This window comes from Flavitalea sp., from assembly GCF_035489435.1.
In the GTDB taxonomy this organism is placed as follows: Bacteria; Bacteroidota; Bacteroidia; order Chitinophagales; family Chitinophagaceae; genus DATHKG01.
This window is the reverse complement of sequence record NZ_DATHKG010000013.1, coordinates 1-23,232: the sequence shown is the minus strand read 5'-3', so window position 1 is coordinate 23,232 and position 23,232 is coordinate 1. Positions and strand designations below refer to the sequence as shown.

The window sequence follows — 23,232 nt, the reverse complement described above, 5'->3', positions numbered from 1 at the left end:
CTTATGAGTAAACTGTTTTTAAAAGCTTTTCTATGCTTGTCCGTACTACTTTTTTTTCTGCCTGGTATCAAGGCGCAACAAATCGCAACACGTTACGAAACAAGCCATGCAACCGAAACACCAGCATACCAGGAGATTGTTTCCTGGTGGAAAATGCTTGATGCCAGGTATCCACAAATCAGTATGCGAACAATGGGTCCCAGTGATGCCGGCTTTCCTCTACACCTGGTCATTGTAAGCCCCGATAAAGATTTTGATTTTAACAGTCTCAGGAAGAAAAACAAAAGGATCATACTTATCAATAATGGCATTCATCCTGGCGAACCTGATGGTATTGATGCCAGCATGTTGCTTGTAAGGGATATCGTTACCGGAAAAAATAAATTACCGCCAAATGTTGTACTGGCCATAATACCCGTTTATAATATTGGCGGATGTTTGAATCGCAGTGCAAATTTCAGGGTAGATCAGAATGGGCCGGCAGAATTTGGGTTCCGTGGAAATTCACAAAATCTCGATCTCAACAGGGATTTTATAAAAAGCGATTCCAGGGAAGCCAGATCTTTTGCGGAAATATTCCATCTTACTGACCCCGATATTTTTGTTGACAATCATGTTAGTAACGGTGCCGACTACCAGCATATAATGACCCTGCTAAGTTCTCAACATAGCAAACTTGGCGGCGTAATGGGCGAATACATGAATAAAATTTTTGAACCAGGCATCTACAAACTTATGAAGGATAAAGGCTACGACCTGGTGCCTTATGTCAGTTTTGGAGGAGGCACTCCTGATGCAGGAATGGTAGCATATTTCGATGGGCCAAGATACAGCAGCGGTTATGCATCACTGTGGCACACCTTTGCATTTGTTCCGGAAACACATATGTTGAAAAGTTACAAACAACGGGTAGAATCCACGTTTGCTTTGATGGAATCATTCATTGCCTTCGCCAGCGAAAACAGTGCGGAAATAAAAAGATTGAGAGATCAGACAAAAACAGCTGTAAAAGACCAAAAGAATTTTCCACTTGGGTGGTCGCTTGACCGGACGAAATCAGGGACTGTTAATTTCAAAGGCTTTGAAGCTATAAGAAAACCAAGTGATATTTCCGGCCAGCCAAGGTTATACTATGACCGGAATAAACCTTATGAAAAAACAGTAAAATATTTTAATGACTTCGGCACTAAAGCAGAAGCAACCAAACCATTTGCATATATAATTCCACAAGGCTGGTGGAAGATAACAGATCTTCTTAAGATCAATAAAATACAAATGAGACAGCTTGCAAATGACAGCAGTATTGAAGTGGAAGTTTACCGGATAGAAGATTATAAATCTGCTGCCAGGCCATACGAAATGCACCATTTGAATAGTGATGTAAAACTCACCATTTCAAAAGCGCTGTTGAAGTTTAGAAAAGGTGATTATATAATCCCAATGAATCAGATCGGAAACCGTTTCCTGATGGAAGTGCTGGAACCTCAGGCCGATGACTCGTATTTTGCCTGGAATTTTTTTGATGGGATACTCGGTCAGAAAGAAGGCTTTAGTGCTTATGCTTTTGAAGACATAGCTTTCGACTATCTTCAGAAAAATCCGGACCTTAAAAAGAAACTTGAAGATCGCCGGACAACTGATACTGCTTTTTCAAAAAACGGTTCAGCCCAGCTTGATTTTATCTATAAAAATTCGCCATATTATGAGCCGGCGCATTTACAATATCCTGTTTACAGAATCATAAAGTAGAATTTGAATAATGTTGCCTGAATTGCTAAATAAATGCTCCATAAAGTCATTGATATTAGGCTGTTTAATATTAACAGCCTTGTCTCTATCTGCACAGAAAAATGACACTATCAGGAAATACCTTGATGATAAGCTGCAGTTTACATCCAAAGCAAAATCATCTTACCTGGCCATGGGAATCAAACAAACCGATAGCTGGTTACTGTTTGCGGTATATCCCGATGCTTCAATGCTGTTGAAGGCATATTATAAGGATAAAAACTTCAGCATAAAAAACGGATCTTATCTTTTATTTCATGGTAAAAACGTAAAAGCCATGGAAGGATCATATGTGTCAAATGTACCGCAGGGATTATGGCGCTACTGGCACTCTAACGGACAGCTGAAAGACTCCGGCCTGCTTATCGATAATGTTATGTGTGGTCTATGGCAATCCTGGAGCCCGACAGGCAAACTGTTGATCAGCCTGAATTATGCAAAAGAACCAAGCGGGAAAACTGCTAACCCTGCTCCAAAAAAATCCACGACCATCCTGCCAGAAATCTCCCCTTATCCAGGGGAAAGAGAAGGGCTGGGTATAACATATCATTTGAACGGACAAATGCAGGACTCCGGGATGTACAAAGCTGATTCTAAAACCGGTTTATGGAAGACCTGGTACGCTAACGGTACCTTGTCCTCTGAAGGCAATTATCAACTCGATAGTATAACCGGTAACTGGACTTTTTACCGCGAAAATGGGAATAAGAGTACAGAAGAAACTTACAGGAATGGAAAACTGCAGTCAATGACCTGTTATGACTCTTCAGGCAATAAGGAAGGTAATTACTGTTCAATACTGAAGCCGCCGTTTCCACTGGGACCATTTGACAATTTTTCTGATTATGTGCTTGACAACGTCTTCTGGCCAAAAGGGCTTTTGAACTCCAATATTCAGGGCAAGGTTAAGGTAGAGTACGTGATTACAAAAAATGGGGATTTAACAAACTTCAAAATTGTTGAATCACCTCATCAATTATTCAGCGACGAAGTAACACGTTTCTTCAGCACGATCGAAAAATGGTCTCCTGCAATTTCTCATAATAGGGTGATAGATTTTCCTATGCAATTCGAGGTGCCATTTTATCGTCAATCCCAATGACCTTTCATTCAAATTACCATTAATCTTCTCTAAAACTGGAAAATTTTTACCATTTTTCTGTTATTGGCAAACTATCTCCCAAAATTTTTTATATAGTTTTTTCTGACAGATGTTGATGACAAATTTCCTTTGGTATTTGTTATTTTTTAACATGTAAATTGGACTAACAATTGATTGCGTTTAACAGCTACAAGTATCTTTGCACAGCGATTCGTCACGTTGAAATTGTGTATTGCTATGAAAAATTCCTTCTATCTAACGGTCATCACCACCCTAAGTTTTTTGTCTGTATTTGCCCAACAGGACCAGGCTGCAATTGACCTGAGAGAAACACCCAGGGAACTTGTAAAAGAAAATCTTTTTGCCGGATCAAATGCTCATCCCGAATACAGATCACCGGTAAACAGCCAGGCTACGAACAATATATTTCAAAGGATCAAAAAGCCTATCCCCATCCACAAAAGCAGCGCTTCGGCAAGTGTAGCTATCAGCCCGGGTACTTTGGTGGGTTTATCGGCCACAGGGGATACACAATTTATTGCCCATTATAAAAGGAATAAATTAAAGGGAAACTGGATCAGTAAATTTGACCAGTATCAGTTATGCGATTCAGGGAACATCAAAAACAACATTCCGGATGGCTTATGGAAGAGCTGGTATCCCAATGGCCAGCTGCGATTTATCAGGACTTATGACGCTTTCAAACTGGAAAAAGCCAAACAGGATATTCCTCGCCGGAATTCAAAATCAGTAAATTCTTCTATTGCAGAAATCGCCAAAAGGGATATGGCAATTGCTTACTCGTTTTTGCATCCCGACTATTCATTTCATACACTGGCAGCGCATCCTGTCAACTTTTCATCTTTTAACGGTTGGCTGACGCTCAATGAACGTGTTGCCAATAACATTAACCAGGAATCATTTTACTTTCCACCTTTTGCAGAATGTTTACATCACGGTCTTTATATGAACTTCTTTGAAAATGGGGCTGTAAAAGATAGTGGTTATTATAAAAACGGTCTTAGGGAAGGTATCTGGGAAGAATGGCTGGATGATGGAGCTACCCGCTCCCACGGATTTTATTCAAGTGGACACAAAGTGGATACCTGGAAGTTTTACAATAAACAGGGTCAGCTGCTTTATGTCAGATCTTTTGATCGTTTTGGACGTGAGACCCATCGTAAATCATTCAAGGCAGTTCTGCCTCTAGCTGATTGATTGTTTTCTTGCGAGACGAATACCAAGATAAAGGCTTCCGCCAACGATCAGGATACTGAGATATCCCACCAGGTCGTAATTGCTGATCTTACCATTAGCTCCTTCTGTGACAATCAGCCCTGATATAAGAGAAGCAATCCCGGTGAACAATTGTTGAAATGAAGAGTTGAAACTCATAAATTGTCCCCGCTGGGCAGACTCAACAACAGTACTTATCATAGCCTGGGCCGGTATGTTACGACCTGTTGAAAACACAAACCAGCAGGCAAAAACGGCGAGTACATAAACAAAAGGAATTGCCGGCATATTGGTGATAAGGAAGATAGGTACAAGAGATGCAATCAATGAAATCATAAAGATCCGCAGTTTGCCAAACCGGTCCGCCATCCTTCCAAGCAAGGGTGACGTAACCAATGTACAGGCTCCTCCAATCATATACACCATCGGTGTCTGTGATTTTGAGAATCCTAGATTGAATTCGAGATAAGGATTGATAAATGGTATGATCAGGAAATGACCAAGCATTAAAAACGCTGATAAACTAAGCGCCATCAACTGGCTCTTGTTATTAAACATATCGCGCAATACTTTCCTGACATCCGGTTTATAACGCAACTCTCCAAGCGGCACCATATGCGATGTCATGGATGGAAGAAATTTACTGATCAATGGAATAACTAACAGTCCCACAAGCCCGATAAAAATAAAAGGCGCATGCCAGCTGATCAGGTTCGCGAGATATAAGCTAAACGGCACGCCAAAAACTGAAGCGATGGAAAAGGCAGTAAAAATAGTACCCATAGCCCTTCCTCTTTTTTCATAAGGAAAAACATCAGCAATGATAGATAACACCTGCGCGCCGATTAAACCACCGAATAAGCCTGTAACTATTCTGGCAGCGATCAGGAAATAAGGATCGGGAGCGATACCACAACAAATAGTACCGGCTATAAAGCCAATATAAGCCCAGAGCAGGATTTTTTTACGATCAAATTTGTCAACATAAAATGCCGCTACTATCCCGCTCACAAAAGCTGTAATAGGGTATGCGGCAACAATCAGGCTGAAGAACCGGGTACTTATTCCAAAATGCGGCATCAGGTAGTTACCCAATGGCATCATGATCATAAAGTCCAGTATATGTGTAAAGTTGAGGCAGGCCAGGATCAGCAGCATCATTCGTTCTTTCCAGGTCATAATATTATATTAGTTCCGGAAGCAATCGGGTCGCAAAGATCGGCATTGCATTTTTACCGATCCTAATTAATATAGGTGATGCTATCTAACCAGATTTGTGACGGATCTATATTATATCTATTACTGTCTTATCTCGATGGTTCCTGCTCCGTTATATGAATGATATTCGCCGTTGTACATTGCATCCGCGCTAACCGGTCCCATCCTGTATACACCCGGGGTAACAGCACGAACGGCATAATAATATACCTGCTTGTTACTATGCAGGTCAACAAACATATTTATCCGGTCGTCTCTCACATCCAGGGAAGTAGGAGTAGCAGCATTTTTTATCCATTCCATGCCAGGTATTTCACGGGTTCTTGGATTTTCAATTTCGAAACCGGCAGGAAGCATATCGGTAATCACGATATTCTGGATCAATCCGCCAAAAGTTTTTTCCAGGGCCAGTTCAACAATCACAAGATCATTCTGCTGGAAAAGCCTGCCTGATATTGGCTTACCATTTCGGTCAAAAAATCTTTTACGAACTTTTAAAAAATTATCTTCTTCAACAAAGTCCCCACTGGCACTGACCCCTTCAGATTGCCAGAAATAGTACAATCGTCCTTCGCCTTTTGTTGCAATTTCAATATTAGTACCTTTCAGTTGTGCTGCATTTAACTTTAAAACCTGACCATTTGATTTACCAACTGATTTGCCATTTACTTTTATATCAGCCGTAATGGTTGCTTTAGCTGCAGCCTTTGCCATCTTTCCTATTGCCAACAGGCCAAAGGAACTTTCCTGTGTATTAAACCAGGTTCGTTGTTTTAATTTATCCGCAACATGTTTAGCCATTACCGGAACCTGGGGATTGCCCGGATCCACATCCAAAAGTGAATTGAGTGAGATCGCTTCATCCCGGATGTCAGATGAAAAGCTACCACCTGTTTCCGGCACAGCAACCTCACCACTGAACGAACCTGGCAACAACTCCCTGAACTTTACCTTATCGCCACCAACGGCATAGGCCACACTAAGCAGGTACTTGCTGTCGAGGCTCAACAAAGCCGGATTTGCCTTATAATAATTCATAACGCTCACATTAGGCTGACCTGCAATTGCAAGTACATATAGCGCATATGCAACTTCTTTCGGGGCTATCTTTTTCTTTTCTTTCTGATTATAATAGTAAGTGATCGTTTGTTTATTTTTAAGTTTTGCATTGATGTATAGCAGCAATCCATCAATCAATTTTTTATCGGTTTCGAACCCGGCTTTCTTCGCCTCAAGCAGAAAATGTGCTGCATAAATGCTGGTCCACCAGTTGTCTGATCCCTCTCCATCCCATAGTGTAACACCCCCATTATATAACTGACGCAACTTGATTTTACGGATCGCTTCACCGACATTATAGTTGGCATTAGCCTTTGCATTGGTTGAAGCCGACGACTTTCCTAAAAGCTGTTCAGCAATATCGCCATAGTACAACTGCGGGAAAGCAGCTGAAATGGTCTGTTCAGTACATCCGTATGGATATTGAACAAGGTATCGGAATTGTTTTCCAAGTTCCAGTGCGGGATTACGGCTTACGACAAGCTGGTAATCGGTAGTGCCCGGCAGAAAATCCCTTGTTGCTATTGTAACAGTTTGTGTGGAAGCACCATTGATGGACCCGCTGCCGGTACTAATCTGCAGGGGAGCAGCCGGGCGCACTCCGATCTCTGTTTCTTCGCTGAATTTTTCACCCATTCCCTGCACTTCAACACGAATTTTTCCCGTAGCGATAGCCGGTGAAGCAACTACCCTGAACACTACACGGGTTTCACTATTAGCTGTAAGATTCAACGTTTGAGTATTGCTGCCTACTACCTTTAACGGACCGCTAACCTGCAGGGAAGCACTGGCAGTTGCTGTTTTGGCTGTGGTATTTGTAACCGTTACCGGCATGGTTACGGTATCATTAGGAGATAAAAACCTTGGTAGTGAAGAGCTGAGTACCAACGGATCTGCAATGGTCATAGCCGAAGCCTTAGATCCAAACTGATCGTCCTTATAGGCTACGGCCATCAGCCTGATTTCACCACTGAACTGTGGCACATCAAATTCAAAACCTGATTCGCCATTACTGTTTGATTTTTTAATCCCACTCCAGTATGAAACCACTTTAACACGTTTGGCCGGCATTGGGTTGGTTCGCTTATCCATGGAGAGCTCCCCATCTCCGCCGGTACTACTGAGATTAGCCTTAAGTTCAGGGAATAAAAGCGGGTACATATCAAATGCATTCACTTCAAGCGCTTTTTTTGCATAAAAATGGCCGTAAGGATCAGGTGTCTGGAAGCCGGTGACCTGCAATACGCCATTATCTACAGCAGCTAAAGTGATAAAGCTACCCGGACTTGCCCTGACCGTAACTTTCTGATGGGTTCTTGATCTCGAAGATTTGGCCGCGATAATTTCTACCGGAATTATCCGGCTTTTAGCATCTACTTTAATACTTTGAAAACCATGGGCAACAGTTAACGGAATATCTGATACAGTATGGGGTTTAATCAGGCTTGCAGTGATATAAACATTGGGCATATGCGCTTCAGTCATCTTCAAATCCAATGAAGCCGTTCTGTTCGAAACCTCAACGTACTGGTATGAAAGTATTTTATCCGTTTCTAATGTTACCAGCATCCTGCCATTAAAAGGTGCCTTAAACAGGGCTTTTACAGATTCACCAGGCTGGTAGCCGGATTTGTCAAGGCTTATATCAATATTGCCTTCTGTATTAACTTCAAACGAGCTGTTATTATTTCCCCATGAACCATAACTGTAAAATGATTTGCTCACATAACTATTTGCGCCTGGCAAATATAATCTTAACTCGTAATTGCCGGGAGAACGGGGTGTGAAAGTGTAATTTGTTTTATCACCGCTAATCGAAACTTCCTGGTCCGTCAATAACTTGTCATCTGGTTGGGATTCATAACGGAAATAGCTACCCGCTTTTGAAAGCACGGTCCGGTATTCATGTTTGATAATTTTTACCTGGGCCCTTACGCCGTTTAATACGCGTTGGTCTTTATCAACCGCGAGTACCGGGAAACGGATAGGTTGATTAAGCGGGTAGTAAGAATATCCATCATCAGAGATTCCAAAAAATTGTTGTTGTGTAAATATGTCTGCACTAACCATCCTGCTTACCGGCCGGCCGGTTTCATCAAAAACCGTTGCATAAAAATCAGCTTCCAGTAAACCCATATTTTTAAAGATGCCGGGCACGAGATAAGATTCAGTGGCATTACCCCTTTCATCCGTTTTACCTTCACGCAGTACTTTTTCGTTTGAAACGGCCTGGTTTTGAATAGCGAAGTTGAAACCACTATAGTTTTTTACCTGGAAGTATTTAGACTTAACCTGGATTTCTGCTTCGTAATTCCTGTTTGAAGCCGCGGGTCCGAAAAAATTGACAGCATTGATTGAAAGCAAAACCGGTTCGGCAGGCACAAGAGTTGTTTTATCGAGCCGTGCAGTTACTTTAATCCTGTCTGGTACAAACTCCTCCACACTGAAACTTTTGCTTGCCAGCAACACTTCGTTTGAACTATAAACCTCGAGAGAATAGGAACCTGTAATAGCAGAAACAGCCAGATCGACGTCCCCGGCAATGGAACCCTGTTCATTCAAAGTCTTCCGGAAAGTTTTAAGTTCCTTTCCATTTGGCAATAAAAATTTCAGCACCACGGGCAACTCCCCCGGACTTTTCCAGTTCCCATCACGCATAATCACCGAAAAGTTGACCTTTTCTCCCGGCCGGTAAATATCTCTTTCCGCATAGATAAAAGCATCGAGTCCTGTTTGATTCATGGTTTTACCACCGGTTTCAAATCTGGATGTATTTACCCTGGTATTCGAGAAAGGCAGGTAATTAAAATCTGATTCAGTTTTGGCAATCACCATGGCGGGTCTGAAACCTGCGAATTCTTTCCTGGTATAAGCAATTTCCGCAACACCATCTTCTTTGGTAGCACCAACACCCAATACCTGGTTATTGTTTCCGTAGATCACTACATTAACACCTGGCATTGCCATAGCGGTTTGCAGGCTGTTTGCAAAAACGTATAATTTATCTTTTCCTTCTTTTGCTATCAATCCTATATCCGATTTTGAAATAAACCGGCTGTCGCTCAGCCAATAGTCTTTGTCTGATCTCACTTTTATATGATATATACCCTTAAACTCGGCAAGCCGGTCTTCCACATTAAACTTCAGTAATCTCGAATTGCCATATTTTGGTAATGAGCGGGTATCAATTTCTTTTTCATAAACGATATCACCAAGGTTCGGATTATTGCTTTCGTATTCATCTCCATAGTAATCGCCGTCACAGTTATTATCTTTTGGATAATAGCCATACCGTTGTGCCAAAAGAAGGTTCGATTCATAAATCTTCGAAATAACTATTTTTATTTTAGGCACGTTCACAATGCGCATTTCTATTTGCTGGTTGCCCGTTCCGGAGAGATAAACTGCTTTGCTGTTTACAAAACTGATAGATGGCTCCAGCTCTCCAAAAGAAATATTATTTGTATAAGGCTCACGAAGAACTCCGCCAATACGTCCGCGCAAACCTTCTTCAACATCAAGAACATAGGTCTTTTCAACATCAAATTGTTCACTTCGTATAACAAAACCGTCATCCGTCAACTCAGTGTTGAACTTGACGGCCGGTGTGATTTTCAGTAAGGACGAAAGCTTATCTAAAACAATCTGCTGGCTGGTCCGCACATAAATCTCTCCACCCGTGCCATTGTGTTCAGTGGTGATTTCATTTACCGTGAGATTAAACGGTGAAGGAATCAGCAGCTCAGATTTCAGGTCGGTAGTAGTTGCATTGTTTCCGCCCTGGGGTATGATTCCCTTCTGCACGACCAGAGAGGCTGAAAGATCATCATCCTTTAATTTCAAACCACTGAGACGGATCGAAATTTTACTATCGGGAGATAAGGTATTGACTGAGTAAGTGATAGGCTTATTATCAATGTTAACAGATAACTTGTCTTTCAGGCTGGCGGGATCAACGGGATAATTAAAATAGAGATCAACCTGTGGCAATGCGGAATTCGAACTTTCATCCGTGAGTACCCAGGTGATATTTGTATTCTCAAGCTTCAGAGCCGGAGTAGTAAAAATAATTTTATCGGATTTGCCAATCTTGTCAAAAGCTGAATACTGTAGTATATCGCTTTTCAATGTAGCCTTGAAGCTTGTAGCTGGTGGCAATGGTTTTGAAGGCGAAAAGACAAGCTGGTCCGGGCTTTCCCAGCGAAACTTACCAGGTATACCAGGTGTAAATGATACATATTCTGTAGAATCCCATTTATTGACCAGGGAATCTTTTACCAGTGCCTTATCAAATCTGAAGATGAGGTTACCAAGTGTTGGAACTTCGTCCTTAGCATTTGTATAATCGAGGTTAACGATGTTTCTGTTGCAGGACAAAAAAGCGAAAATAAGAATCAAAGAAAACAATGATCTTGAGCGCATAGGTAAGGGTTAATTGTTGGAGTATTGCAATGATTGGTTTTATATTATATTAGTAAGACAGATATTTATCAAGACTGGCTTAAGCTGTTAAAGCGTTGTATGCATTTAATAATTATGTTCGTTAATTCTTTTAAAAGTAGAAAATGGTTCTTAAATCGCATAATAGAAAAACTCAAACCGGCACTTTAGTTAGCTAATGGCAATATTTACCATGCAATTGAAATTTACCTTGCAACTGAAATGAAGAAAAAATTTCCCCGGTTAAAAAAATTGTTTTTCGGCGGATTGATTACCGTTGTAGGCCTGGTATTGGCATTTTTTATTTTCAGCCTGATATTTCCTTTGCCTGATAAGTTAGATTACTCAACCGCAGTTTATGATGACAAGGGGGAGCTTATTCATGCCTACCTGACACCAGATCAGAAATGGCGGTTAAAAACGTCATTGGAAGAAATTTCACCTTTGCTGAAAAAGACCATCCTTTATAAAGAAGACCGGTATTTTTATAGTCACCCCGGTGTTAACCCGGTTGCCATCTTCCGGGCGTTTACAAAAAATATTTTCCGTGGTAAAAGAACCTCCGGCGCTTCCACTATTACTATGCAGGTGGCCCGTGCATTGGAACCTAAGCCGCGCACTTATCTCAATAAGTTTGTCGAAATTTTCAGGGCCTTTCAACTTGAACTAAAGTATTCTAAAACGGAGATTTTTCAGCTTTATCTTAACCTGGTTCCATATGGTGGAAACATCGAAGGGGTGAAATCTGCGGCCATCTTATATTTCAAAAAGAATCCTGACCATCTTTCACTTGCGGAAATTACGGCTTTGTCCATCATACCAAACCGGCCCTCTTCGCTGGTGATTGGCAAAAACAATGATCGCATCATTATTGAAAGAAATAAATGGTTGAACTGGTTCCGTGAAGAAAAAGTCTTTACTGCAAAGGAGATTTCTGACGCTTTAGAGGAACCGCTGACTGCTTCAAGAAACCAGGTTCCAAAATTATTGCCACATCTTTCCCAAAAGCTCAGATCTTCAGGCGCCATTGATATCCACACAAACATATCCCTGAACACCCAATCCAATATTGAAAAGATAGTGGCCGACTATTCCAGGACCTATCGATTGCAACAAATCATGAATGCCGCCGTAGTCGTGATAGATAACAGGACACATAAAATTATCTCTTATCTCGGATCTGCGGATTTTGCTGACAGCACGGATGGTGGACAGGTAAACGGTGCTGCAGCTGTAAGGCAGCCGGGAAGCACACTGAAACCGCTGGTTTATGCGATGAGTATAGACGAAGGTTTTCTCACCCCCAAAACAATTATCAACGATGTAGCGATCAACTATGCCGGTTATGCGCCGGAAAACTACGACAGACAATTTAATGGACAGGTTGCGATGGACTTCGCGCTTGAACATTCACTGAATATACCGGCGGTTAAAACATTGGGAAGACTTGGCAAAGATAAACTGATAGATAAGCTGGCAATCTGCGGATTTGAACAGGTTAAAAAAGATCAGCGGAAGCTTGGATTATCCATGATCCTCGGAGGTTGTGGAACAACATTGGAGGAATTAACGGGCCTCTATAGTGCCTTTGCAAATGATGGCAACTTTATAAAGCCTGTAATAACAGCAGACGCGAAGCAGTCCGGTTCGCGCAGGGTTTGTAGTCCTGCCGCTACTTTTATGATCAACGAGATTCTATCAAAGGTCAACCGGCCGGATTTTCCACTCAACTGGCAGAGCACTGAGCATATGCCAAAAATCGCCTGGAAAACGGGAACGAGTTATGGCCGCCGCGATGCCTGGAGCATAGGTTATAATAAGAACTTTACCGTAGGTGTATGGCTTGGTAATTTTTCGGGAGCGGGAGTTGCTTCTCTAAGCGGAGCAAACACAGCCACTCCCTTACTTTTCCGCATCTTTAATACCATAGATTATGACAGTGACCAGGAATGGTTCAGGCAACCGGAAGATTGTTTAAACAGGCTGGTATGTTCCGAAACAGGCCTGCCACCCGAAGAATTCTGTACAAATATTATCGACGACTATTATCTCCCGCTCGTATCATCCACAAAAACATGTGACCATATGCGTGAGATTTTTGTTTCAGCAGATGAAAAATTATCTTATTGCCATAACTGCCTTCCACAAAGCGGGTATAAAAAGAAATTGTACAGAAATTACTCACCGGATATGCTAGCTTATTTTGGTGAAAGGGAGATCACATACAACCGGATCCCTGTACACAATCCATTATGTGAAAAAGTTTTCCAGGAAAATGGGCCGGCTATCGTTTCTCCGAAAAATGGTGCAGAATATCTTATCAGTAAAAAAAATCCGGAGCCGATACAGCTTAGTTGCAGTGCAGGTGCCGATGTGGCGAGAGTCTACTGGTATATCAACAATAAATTCTTCAAAACTGCTGAAGTGGGCAGCAAACAATTTTTTATGCCGGAAGAAGGCCCGGTTAAAATTTCCTGTACAGATGATAAAGGGAGGAACCGCGATGTAAGAATCGTCATTAGATATGTTGACCTGTAAAAAAAGTGGTGAGTTGTGAGTGGTAAGTGGTGAGTTTAGTTATGAGTGATGAGTTATGAGTTATGAGCGAAGTTACTGAGTGGGTGAATGTTTAAGTGTTTGATTACATTTAATCACTGAGTTGGATTTTGATTACTTGGTTTTAAAACCAACCCTAAAAGGTGAAAGAGGGAAGCTATTGTATCTGGAAACCGATAGCTGCATTTTCGGCGGCGCATGACGTCAATATTCATCAAAATGTAATAACTTCCTTTCATGACTAACTCGCGGAGAAATTTCTTTTATAAGGCCGGTTTGATGGCAGGAGCTTTTTCGACTAATAGCCTGTTCAACCAGCTTCATGCGGCAGAGATTGAAAAAGCAGCAAGCCGGATATCTGATCTCGATCCATTTCAGGCTGCAAGTGATGAAGATTACTGGAGCGTTATCCAACAAGCTTTTACTGTTAATCCAAATATTATCAACTTCAATAACGGCGGTGTAAGTCCTTCACCAAAAGTCGTGCAGGATGCAGTGGAACGATATAACAAATTCTCCAATGAAGCTCCCTCCTATTTTATGTGGCGGATCCTGGACCAGGGCCGGGAACCACTCAGGGAAAAACTCGCTGAACTTGCCGGCTGCGATCCGGAAGAGATTGCCATAAACCGCAATGCCACTGAAGCTTTAAATACGGTGATCTATGGAATGGATCTTGAAAAAGGAGATGAAGTGATCGGAACCAAACAGGACTACCCGAATATGATTCAAGCCTGGAGGCAAAGAGCTTTACGCGAAGGAATACAATACACCCAGCTTAATTTTGATTTTCCTATTGAAGACGATGACACTATTGTAAAAGCTTTCGAAAACGCAATCAACTCCAAAACAAAACTTGTTCATATCACCCATGTAGTTAACTGGGTCGGTCAGATCATGCCGGTCAAGAAGATTGCCCGCATGGCACATAGTAAAGGTGTTGAAGTTTTGGTTGATGGTGCACATAGTTTTGGATTGATCGATTTCAAAATTCCGGATCTTGAATGCGATTATTTTGGTACCAGTCTTCACAAATTCCTGAGTGCCCCAATCGGATCAGGCATGTTATGGATAAAAAAAGATAAGATCGAAAAAATCTGGCCGCTCTTATGTAACGATAAACCCAAAAGCAAGGATATCAGGAAATTTGAAACGCTCGGCACCCGTAGCTTTCCGATTGAACAGGGCATTGGTGAGGCTATCAATTTTCACAATGGTATCGGCTCAAAAAGAAAGGAAGAAAGAATAAGATACCTGAAGAATTACTGGGCCACGAGAGCGAAGGAAATTCCCCGGGTAAAGATCCATACCTCATTGAAACCGCAGTACTCCTGTGCCATTTGTGGTGTATCCGTCGATGGAATGACAACAACCGAACTTGACAATGCCCTTTTCGGTAAATATAAAATTCACTGCACAAATATTGTCTGGGAAAACATCAAAGCGGTGAGGATCACACCGCATGTTTATACATCGATCCAGGATGTTCAAAAGCTGGTAAGAGCCCTGGAAGAGATTGCTTCAAAAAAGGCTTAAAACTTGTAAGCAGATAAAAGAAACACGGATAAAGGAGTTCCTTAGAGAACCAGCTTTTCATTTGCACTATTGATAGGAGAAGATTTTTGAATGTCGATGGCAGGTAGCGCTCTCAACTAATAAAATTTAACTCCTTAATTGCATTAAGAACTTATATATCTGAATTCGTTAAGTCGCAAAAGTTTTTTGCTCAGCTAGAAAATCTTAAAGAAAGATACAGGTAGATACTCAGGTAAGTCACCAAAAACAACGCCATTTCGAAAAAGAATATTTTTTTCAGCTTTGTTGAATTTAGGTTTAATTTTTTCCTAAACAGGAATCCAATAAGCAAGATAATACCCGAAAACACTAAACTTATAATAAATACATATAGGCTTAAGCTTAAGAACATCTGAGTTTCTGTCTCTAAAGGACTACCTTCTCCATTTGCATTTGAAGCAAACAAGAAGCTCATCCCGATGAAAAAAAACGCTGCGACGTTCGCGCTTATCAGCAGGAGATAAAAGAAAGCTTTTTGCATCTTATTTATTCAGGTTACCTCAAAAAGCCGGTTATCCCAATCAGGAAAACCGGCTTTTGCCTAATACATATTTAACTAAGGATTCTTGTAATAAAGTATTCTTGCCAATCAGCCATACTTTCAATCAGGTCAGCTCTAACATTTTGAAGAAGCCAGCTTCATAGAAGCAAATTCGACAGTATTGAAATCTAATCCACCTTTCTTACACTCCCTGCCCCACTTACTTTTTGATTTACAGTTGCGGCTTCGCCCTTATATTTCACTGAACCTGCGCCGCTAACCTGTGCATCCACTTTCATGCTTGCATAAACCTCAGCGTCGCCTGCGCCGGAAATCTCGATTGTCGTGTTTTCAGTCAGGAGATCAAAGCAACGCGCGTGGCCCGCACCCGAAAGCTCACACGAAAAATCACGGGTTTTCCCTTTTAGATTCACCGACCCACTACCCGAAATATCAGTAGTAACCACCGGTACATCTACCTCCATTTTTATATCGCCAGCACCACTGACGTGTAGACTAAGTTTATCATTATTACTGATCTTTGTTTCGCCAATGATATCACAGGCACCGGAAACCCCAATTTCAGAAAAATTCGGTGATGTAACATAGATTTTCAAATCTGAAGTAGGTCTGAGGTTGTATCCACGCCGGCTTCTCACCTCAATTTTATTACCATTTTGCTTGATTTCTATGTACTCGAGCAGGTTTTCATCACCTTCTATCCGGACGGGTTTCAGGTCACCCTGGCTAACGTGGACGTCAATGGCACCATGAACTTCTACTACGGAAAACGAACCAACTGAACGTTCTTCAGACTTGATATTTCCGTTACCCTCCACGCGTTTGCCACCACCGAAACGGCAGGAACTTAAAACGACTACGGATAACAGGAAGAGCAGGAACTTTCTCATATAATGTGTTTTAGCGATACAAATATTATCAAATATTTTAGACTAACACACATTTGACGCAGATAAGTACTAAACGTTACGCTATTTGCCGTTTAACTAACATAATTAATTTAACTAAAAAAATTAATAAGTAATACACAAACAGATAGCTGTATCGCAAATCTAAAATTGATTTTTTACCTTCGCGCTACCATGACGGAAAAGATCATCATTCTCGACTTCGGTTCACAATACACTCAATTGATAGCCAGGGCCGTACGGGAAGCGAACATTTACTGCGAAATCACGCCTTTTCATAAAGAAATTAATTTCGATCCCGGTATCAAGGGGGTCATTTTATCTGGCTCGCCATTTTCAGTAAATGATCCGAACGCACCATATGTAGATATAACTGCAATGACTGACCGCGTACCGGTACTTGGTGTTTGCTATGGCGCACAGCTGGCGGCCAAACAATTTGGAGGTAAAGTAGAAAAAAGCAACAAAAGGGAATACGGCAGGGCATTTTTGCATGCTACAAAGCAGGATATTCTGTTTAAAGATATCAGCGCAACCAGCCAGGTCTGGATGAGCCATGCCGATACTATCCTGGAATTGCCCGCGGGTTTTGAATTACTGGCTACAACAGAGAGCATTCCTGTTGCTGCTTTCCGTAAAACCGAAGGAGCTGTGTTATATGGTGTACAATTTCACCCGGAGGTTTATCATTCAATAGAAGGCAAAAAAATCATTAAGAATTTCCTGGTCGACATCTGTGGATGCAAACAAGACTGGACACCCGAACATTTTATCACAGATACCGTTGCTTCTCTCAAAAAACAAATCGGTAATCGTAAAGTGATCATGGCCCTGAGCGGTGGTGTTGACTCTACCGTGGCAGCAACGCTTATTCATCGCGCTATTGGCGATAATCTTTCCGGCATATTTGTGGATAATGGAGTATTAAGAAAAGGTGAGTTTGAACAAGTGCTCAGGACTTACAATGAGATTGGGCTGAACGTTAAGGGGGTTGATGTGAAACAACTATTTTATGATGCACTGGCCGGCAAAAGCGATCCGGAATCCAAACGGAAAACGATTGGCCGGCTGTTTATAGATGTGTTCCAGGAAGAAGCAAAACATATAGAAGGTATTGAGCTCCTTGGCCAGGGCACAATTTATCCGGACGTAATTGAGAGCATTTCCGTTCACGGACCTTCGGTTACTATCAAATCACATCATAATGTGGGTGGTTTACCTGATATCATGCATCTTGAGCTCGTAGAGCCACTCCGGTATTTATTTAAGGACGAAGTAAGAAAAGTGGGAAAAGAACTTGGTATCCCCGCTGATCTTCTCAACAGGCACCCTTTCCCCGGACCGGGACTTGCCATCAGGATCCTTGGTGATATCACACCTGAAAAAGTGGCTTTGTTACAGGAAGCTGATTATCGGTTTACACTTGCTTTAAAAGAACATAAACTTTACGATACAGTCTGGCAGGCCGGAGCCATATTATTACCTGTAAAAAGTGTTGGCGTAATGGGCGATGAACGTACCTACGAATTTACCATTGCTTTGAGAGCAGTGACTTCGGTTGATGGTATGACGGCAGACTGGGCACATCTGCCATATGACTTCCTGGCTTTTATTTCCGGCGATATCATCAATAATGTTAAAGGAATTAACAGGGTGGTTTATGATATAAGTAGCAAACCACCTGCAACCATTGAATGGGAGTAACCGTTTTGTAGCAGGAAGAATAAGCTCATTAAACAACGATTTTCTATGCTAGGATCTTATCGGGGTATTTTGTCCTGCCTGTTTTGCTTAGTTGTTCTGCAGTTATCAGCCCAGACTGATTCAATTACAGAACGCCGCAAGATTTCGGTGTTTGCTCCCCTATATCTTGATTCAGCATTTGATGCATCAGGTAACTATAGATTTGGCAAGGTGCTTCCAAAGTTTATTTCACCCGGGTTGGAATTTTACCAGGGTGTTCAGCTGGCAATAGATTCAATCCAGAAGCAAGGCCTGGAACTTGATATAAACATCTTCGATACCAGGTCTGGGAAAACTGCGCTTCAGAATATCATAGATAAACCTGAATTTCAGGGAACCGATATTATACTCGCGCATGTAAACATGGCTGATGCACAGTGGCTCGCTCATACAGCAAAAGCGCAAAACATTCCCTTTATCAATGTCAATTTTCCGAATGAGGCTGGTGTTACCGACAATCCCCAGTATGTAATTCTTAACTCAACATTGTTTACTCATTGCGAAGGCTTATACCGCTTCATGCAAAAGAATTATGCTTTGTCCCCCATCGTTGTATTTCGCAAAAAAGGTGCACAGGAAGACAGGCTCAATGCATATCTGAAAGCGATAGAAAAAAGTACTGCTTCTGTTCCACTCAAGTTGAAATATGTTACGCTGAATGATGGATTCACCACTGAAGATGTTTCTGCCCAGCTCAATCCCAACAAAACAACCATCATAATGTCGGCAAGTCTTGATGTAAACTTCGGTATGAGGCTGGCTGCCCAGTTAAGTGAACTTAATGCCGGGACGCATGCAAATATCCTGTTGGGCATGCCCAACTGGGATGCCGTAAACTTTTCAGGTTCATTATACAAGGGACTTGAGATAATATATTCCACCCCGTTTTATATTGCACCTTCTGATAGTACCGCTGCCAGGTTGAACCGAAAGTACAGCAGTGAGAATTATGTGCGGCCCGGTGAAATGGTTTTCCGTGGCTTTGAAACAACTTACCAGTTTGCACACCTGCTATTGGACAAAAGTGATACAACAATTCAACAAAAGCTGGGCAATGATAAATACAAGATTTTTTACGATTTTAATATACAGCCCGTCTTAAATAAGCAAACCGGCAAAACAGATTATTACGAAAACAAAAAATTGTTTTTTGTGAAGAAGACTGACGGCCTGTTTAAAGCAGTTTACTAAATTTCCGTGGCTTGCCTGGATTATTTCCTTGCATGACTTGGTTATTTCCATGGCTGACTTGATTACCTCCGTGGCTGCATTGATTATTCCCGTAGCTGACTTGATTACCTCGGTGGCTGGCTTGACTATTTCCGTAGCTGACCTGATTACCTCCGTGGCTGGCTTGATTATTTCCATAGCTGACTTGAATACCTCCGTAGTTGCCGTGATTACCGCTATTGACATAATCCATTATAGTACGCTGTTGACTTAACTCATCATAATAATTATTTGCATTTCCTTTCAACGGGTAATTTTGTTAATCCAGCATGCGACAAAAGATTTTCCGCCTGGGAAAAGATATTCCACCAGGGAAAAAGGTATTCCGCTAAGAAAAAAGATATTCCACTAAAGAAAGATATTCCGCTAAAGAAAGATATTCGGCTAAGTAAAAGATATTCCGCTAAGGAATAATTATTGCTGTCCCTAAGCATAGGCTTTACAATCAAGGATAAGTTTTACAATTAAGCGTATGTTTTACTAATAAGCCTAAGTTTTTCTATCAAATGGCACTCATCGAATTTACAAATAAGGGCCTTTATTGCTCCCCCGGCGATTTCTATATAGATCCCTGGGCTCCCGTCGACCGGGCGGTCATTACCCATGCGCATAGTGACCATGCGAGATGGGGATCGGCTTCCTATCTCTGCCATACTGATTGCAAACCGTTATTGTACCTGCGTTTGGGAGATGTAAATGTACAAAGCATGGAATGGGAGGATAGCACCTATCTGAACGGAGTAAAAATATCTCTTCATCCGGCTGGCCATATGATCGGGTCTTCCCAGGTGAGAGTAGAATACAAAGGCGAAGTCTGGGTAGTAAGCGGAGATTACAAAACAGAAGATGATGGTTTAAGTGGCAAATTTGAGCCAGTAAGATGTAATACATTTATCACCGAATCAACTTTTGGTTTACCTATTTATCATTGGAAACCCCAACACGAAATATTCCAGAATATACAGGATTGGATCACTGCGAACAGGGAAGCTGGTAAAATTTCTGTTTTGCTGGCTTATAGCCTTGGTAAGGCCCAGCGTTTATTGCAATGTATACCTGCGGTATGTAACGATATCTATGTACATGGTGCAATATGGAACGCTCATTTAACGCTTCAGCAAGCTGGCTGGGCGCTTCCTGACGTGAAACGGGTAACGCCTGATCTTCCCAAAGAAGCATATACAGGAAAAGTAATCATTGCACCGCCCAGTGCCGATGGAACACCCTGGATAAAAAGATTCAGGCCACATGCCGTTGGGATCTGCAGCGGCTGGATGCAGGTAAGAGGGAATGTCAGACGCCGCAATGCCGATGCCGGGTTTGCACTCAGCGATCACGCTGACTGGAAAGGATTGCTTGAATCAATAAAAGCCACCGGTGCGGAAAAAGTATTTGTGACCCATGGATTCCAGTCTGTGCTTAGCCGTTACCTCAATGAATATGGTATTGAAGCAGCCGAAGTAAAAACAGAGTTTGGAAAGGAAGATGATGAAATTATTCCTTCAAATGATGAAGCCACTGAAGGCAACCAAACCACATCTGCTGAATTAGCCCCGGCCAGAACAGCTTATGCCGGTGAAACAATGAAGGATACCGACGAAACAAATAACAAAACAGAAATTACCGATGCGAGTGAAGATATCGACATGAATTCAGAAAATATTGATCATAATTCAGGTGATGAAACAAAACTTCGCAATGAGGGCAAAATAAATTCCCTTAATAATGGTGGTGACGTAGATCCCCTTAAGAATGATAGTGACGTAGATTCTGATAAGTACAAAACAAAAGATCAATAACTATGCGATTATTTTCTGATCTGGTGGTTACACTTGGTTCGTCTACAAAAACGAATGAAAAGCTGGAAGCACTGGCAGATTATTTTGCAAAAGCAAATCCTAAGGACAAGGTTTGGGTGATTGCCATTTTCAGTGGCAGAAGACCAAAACGCGCAGTAAACTCCACTCAACTTTTCAACTGGTGCGCAGAAATCGTGGGCTTACCAATCTGGCTGATGGAAGAAAGTTATCATACCGTCGGCGACCTGGGTGAAACAATTGCTCTGCTTCTCCCGGAAGCTACGATCACTGAAGCCTCTTATCCCCTTCATCATTATTTGGAACAACTTACCGTGATTGACAAAGAACCCGAACAGGTTCGTAAGGAATTTATTTTATCATCCTGGAACAGCATGACCCAGGCTGAGCGTTTTGTTTTTAACAAATTGATTACTGGTAGCTTCAGAATTGGGGTTTCACAAAAGATGATGGTAAATGCATTATCAAAAACAGTAAGTCTTCCTTCTTCGGTTATAGCTCACCGTATCAGCGGTAACTGGAACCCAATGAGCACAACCATCGAGGATTTACTTAGTGAAAACGCATTAGCAGCAGATCATTCCAAACCCTACCCATTTTACCTGGCTTATGCTCTTGAAGAAGATCCAACAGCGCTGGGAGAGCCTGCAGACTGGCAGGCCGAATGGAAATGGGATGGAATCCGCGGTCAGATTATTAAACGCAATAACGAATTGTTTGTCTGGAGCCGGGGTGAAGAATTGATGACCGATAAATTTCCGGAGTATGACACGCTTCGCACACTGTTACCTGAAGGTGTTGTTCTGGATGGAGAGATTATACCCAGCCAGGATGGAAAACCTTTACCTTTCGCTTTATTGCAAACAAGGATCGGCCGAAAAAACCTAACAAAAAAACAATTGCTTGAAACGCCGATCACATTTTTTGTTTATGACCTGCTCGAATATGAAGGAAGAGACTTCCGTGAATCGACATTAATCGAAAGAAGAACCATTCTTGAAAAAATTGTAAAGGAAGCGAATCATCCGGCATTGATACTTTCAGAAATAATCGATTACAAATCCTGGGAGGAGCTAACGGAAATGCGCACCCGCTCCCGCGACATGGGCAGTGAAGGTATCATGCTAAAACGTAAGATGTCTACTTACCAGGTTGGCCGAAAACGCGGTGATTGGTGGAAATGGAAAATTGATCCATTGGTTATTGATTGCGTAATGATCTATGCACAGAAAGGTTCCGGTCGGCGGAGTAATTTATACACTGATTACACCTTCGCGGTACGTGATGGTGATAAGCTGGTTTCATTTACAAAAGCTTATTCGGGACTGACAGATAAGGAATTTAACCAGGTGGATGCCTTTGTCAAGGCACATTCCATTGAAAAGTTTGGCCCGGTCCGAACTGTAAAACCGGAACTGGTTTTTGAAATTGCATTTGAAGGTATAGCCGCTAGTAATCGTCATAAATCTGGTGTGGCACTGCGTTTTCCAAGGATATCGAGGTGGAGGAAAGACAAAAAGCCTGATGAGATCAATACGATTGAGGATCTTAAACAAATGCTTGAAATTTACGGGAAATAATGCTGCTTTGATAATGTCGCTTCGATAATGTCGCTTCGATAATGTCGCTTCTATAATGTCGCTTCGTTGATTTTGCGCGTGCGTGGCGTTCACTCGGTTCTTCCCTTCGCCGGATGGGCCTTTCGGTTGGTTTGATTTGCCACTGTGATTCCTGGTTAATACCTTTCGTTATGCCGCTCTCTGCCGTTGTCTCCGATCGGCTTTTTGTTCCCTGATCGGCTTTTTTAGGTATTCATGTAGCGATAGCTGGCATTGGGCCCTGATCGGCTTCGGTAACTCCGAACAGGAATCGAAGGTGGCAATCAAACCAACCTCAGGCCCATCCTGCACGTTCTAATCTCGTTCACTTAAGGGATTTGCGACTTGTACAACATAATTCAACTTTCACTTATTGCAATAACCGGCATTGACATTATCGGCATTGCAGAGATTGAAATGAAATTGCTGTGTTACCGTTCTCTGAATTACTGTTGCCAGC

General features: G+C 41.9%; 13 protein-coding genes. 9 read left to right on the top strand and 4 right to left on the bottom strand.

Annotated elements, in window-relative coordinates:
• The first annotated feature begins 36 nt into the window (after window positions 1-36).
• The 3 genes from VK664_RS01225 to VK664_RS01215 all read left to right on the top strand — a co-directional run bounded on the left by VK664_RS01225 (window position 37) and on the right by VK664_RS01215 (window position 4,108).
• On the top strand, window positions 37-1,749 hold the full coding sequence (locus VK664_RS01225; RefSeq protein WP_461396771.1) for a M14 family metallopeptidase: 1,713 nt from the start codon (window positions 37-39) through the stop codon (window positions 1,747-1,749).
• Window positions 1,750-1,828: 79 nt separating this feature from the next.
• Complete coding sequence (locus VK664_RS01220) at window positions 1,829-2,890, top strand: energy transducer TonB (RefSeq protein WP_461396770.1); 1,062 nt, start codon at window positions 1,829-1,831, stop codon at window positions 2,888-2,890.
• Window positions 2,891-3,127: 237 nt separating this feature from the next.
• The gene (locus tag VK664_RS01215) at window positions 3,128-4,108 is read left to right on the top strand and encodes a toxin-antitoxin system YwqK family antitoxin (protein ID WP_461396769.1); all 981 of its coding nucleotides are present in this window, start codon (window positions 3,128-3,130) and stop codon (window positions 4,106-4,108) included.
• Here VK664_RS01215 and VK664_RS01210 read toward each other — a convergent pair.
• The gene (locus VK664_RS01210) at window positions 4,097-5,305 is read right to left on the bottom strand and encodes an MFS transporter (protein WP_461396768.1); all 1,209 of its coding nucleotides are present in this window, start codon (window positions 5,303-5,305) and stop codon (window positions 4,097-4,099) included. The two genes, VK664_RS01215 and VK664_RS01210, sit on opposite strands and share 12 nt — an antisense overlap.
• A gap of 120 nt (window positions 5,306-5,425) precedes the next feature.
• On the bottom strand, window positions 5,426-10,825 hold the full coding sequence (locus VK664_RS01205; protein ID WP_461396767.1) for an alpha-2-macroglobulin family protein: 5,400 nt from the start codon (window positions 10,823-10,825) through the stop codon (window positions 5,426-5,428).
• A gap of 240 nt (window positions 10,826-11,065) precedes the next feature.
• On the opposite strand from VK664_RS01205, the gene pbpC reads away from it, so the two are divergent.
• Both pbpC and VK664_RS01195 read left to right on the top strand, forming a co-directional pair.
• Window positions 11,066-13,381 carry a penicillin-binding protein 1C gene (gene pbpC, locus VK664_RS01200; RefSeq protein WP_461396766.1) on the top strand — a complete coding sequence of 772 codons (2,316 nt, stop codon included), beginning with the start codon at window positions 11,066-11,068 and terminating at the stop codon, window positions 13,379-13,381.
• A 255-nt stretch (window positions 13,382-13,636) separates the two neighbouring features.
• On the top strand, window positions 13,637-14,935 hold the full coding sequence (locus VK664_RS01195; RefSeq protein WP_461396765.1) for an aminotransferase class V-fold PLP-dependent enzyme: 1,299 nt from the start codon (window positions 13,637-13,639) through the stop codon (window positions 14,933-14,935).
• 708 nt (window positions 14,936-15,643) lie between these two features.
• Here VK664_RS01195 and VK664_RS01190 read toward each other — a convergent pair.
• Entirely contained in the window at window positions 15,644-16,366 is a 723-nt protein-coding gene (locus VK664_RS01190; RefSeq protein ID WP_461396764.1) for a head GIN domain-containing protein, read from the bottom strand.
• 168 nt (window positions 16,367-16,534) lie between these two features.
• Here VK664_RS01190 and guaA point away from each other — a divergent pair, with 168 nt between their 5' ends.
• Window positions 16,535-18,088: a glutamine-hydrolyzing GMP synthase gene (guaA, locus tag VK664_RS01185; protein ID WP_461396763.1), complete on the top strand. Its 1,554-nt coding sequence runs from the start codon at window positions 16,535-16,537 to the stop codon at window positions 18,086-18,088.
• A 45-nt stretch (window positions 18,089-18,133) separates the two neighbouring features.
• Window positions 18,134-19,318, top strand: a complete 1,185-nt coding sequence (locus VK664_RS01180; protein WP_461396762.1) for a type 1 periplasmic-binding domain-containing protein — start codon at window positions 18,134-18,136, stop codon at window positions 19,316-19,318.
• On the opposite strand, the gene VK664_RS01175 is transcribed toward VK664_RS01180, so the two are convergent.
• Complete coding sequence (locus VK664_RS01175; protein ID WP_461396761.1) at window positions 19,302-19,604, bottom strand: hypothetical protein; 303 nt, start codon at window positions 19,602-19,604, stop codon at window positions 19,302-19,304. The two genes, VK664_RS01180 and VK664_RS01175, sit on opposite strands and share 17 nt — an antisense overlap.
• Before the next feature lie 259 nt (window positions 19,605-19,863).
• Here VK664_RS01175 and VK664_RS01170 point away from each other — a divergent pair, with 259 nt between their 5' ends.
• The gene (locus VK664_RS01170) at window positions 19,864-21,156 is read left to right on the top strand and encodes a ligase-associated DNA damage response exonuclease (RefSeq protein ID WP_461396760.1); all 1,293 of its coding nucleotides are present in this window, start codon (window positions 19,864-19,866) and stop codon (window positions 21,154-21,156) included.
• Window positions 21,157-21,158: 2 nt separating this feature from the next.
• On the top strand, window positions 21,159-22,754 hold the full coding sequence (locus VK664_RS01165; RefSeq protein WP_461396759.1) for an ATP-dependent DNA ligase: 1,596 nt from the start codon (window positions 21,159-21,161) through the stop codon (window positions 22,752-22,754).
• Window positions 22,755-23,232 lie beyond the last annotated feature (478 nt).

Bases quoted from the DNA above. Each gene is read 5' to 3' on its own strand.
- pbpC (WP_461396766.1), top strand. From the start codon at position 11,066: ATGAAGAAAAAATTTCCCCGGTTAAAAAAATTGTTTTTCGGCGGATTG.
- VK664_RS01165 (WP_461396759.1), top strand. From the start codon at position 21,159: ATGCGATTATTTTCTGATCTGGTGGTTACACTTGGTTCGTCTACAAAA.
- VK664_RS01190 (WP_461396764.1), bottom strand. From the start codon at position 16,366: ATGAGAAAGTTCCTGCTCTTCCTGTTATCCGTAGTCGTTTTAAGTTCC.
- VK664_RS01170 (WP_461396760.1), top strand. From the start codon at position 19,864: ATGGCACTCATCGAATTTACAAATAAGGGCCTTTATTGCTCCCCCGGC.
- VK664_RS01195 (WP_461396765.1), top strand. From the start codon at position 13,637: ATGACTAACTCGCGGAGAAATTTCTTTTATAAGGCCGGTTTGATGGCA.
- VK664_RS01210 (WP_461396768.1), bottom strand. From the start codon at position 5,305: ATGACCTGGAAAGAACGAATGATGCTGCTGATCCTGGCCTGCCTCAAC.
- VK664_RS01180 (WP_461396762.1), top strand. From the start codon at position 18,134: ATGCTAGGATCTTATCGGGGTATTTTGTCCTGCCTGTTTTGCTTAGTT.
- VK664_RS01205 (WP_461396767.1), bottom strand. From the start codon at position 10,825: ATGCGCTCAAGATCATTGTTTTCTTTGATTCTTATTTTCGCTTTTTTG.
- VK664_RS01215 (WP_461396769.1), top strand. From the start codon at position 3,128: ATGAAAAATTCCTTCTATCTAACGGTCATCACCACCCTAAGTTTTTTG.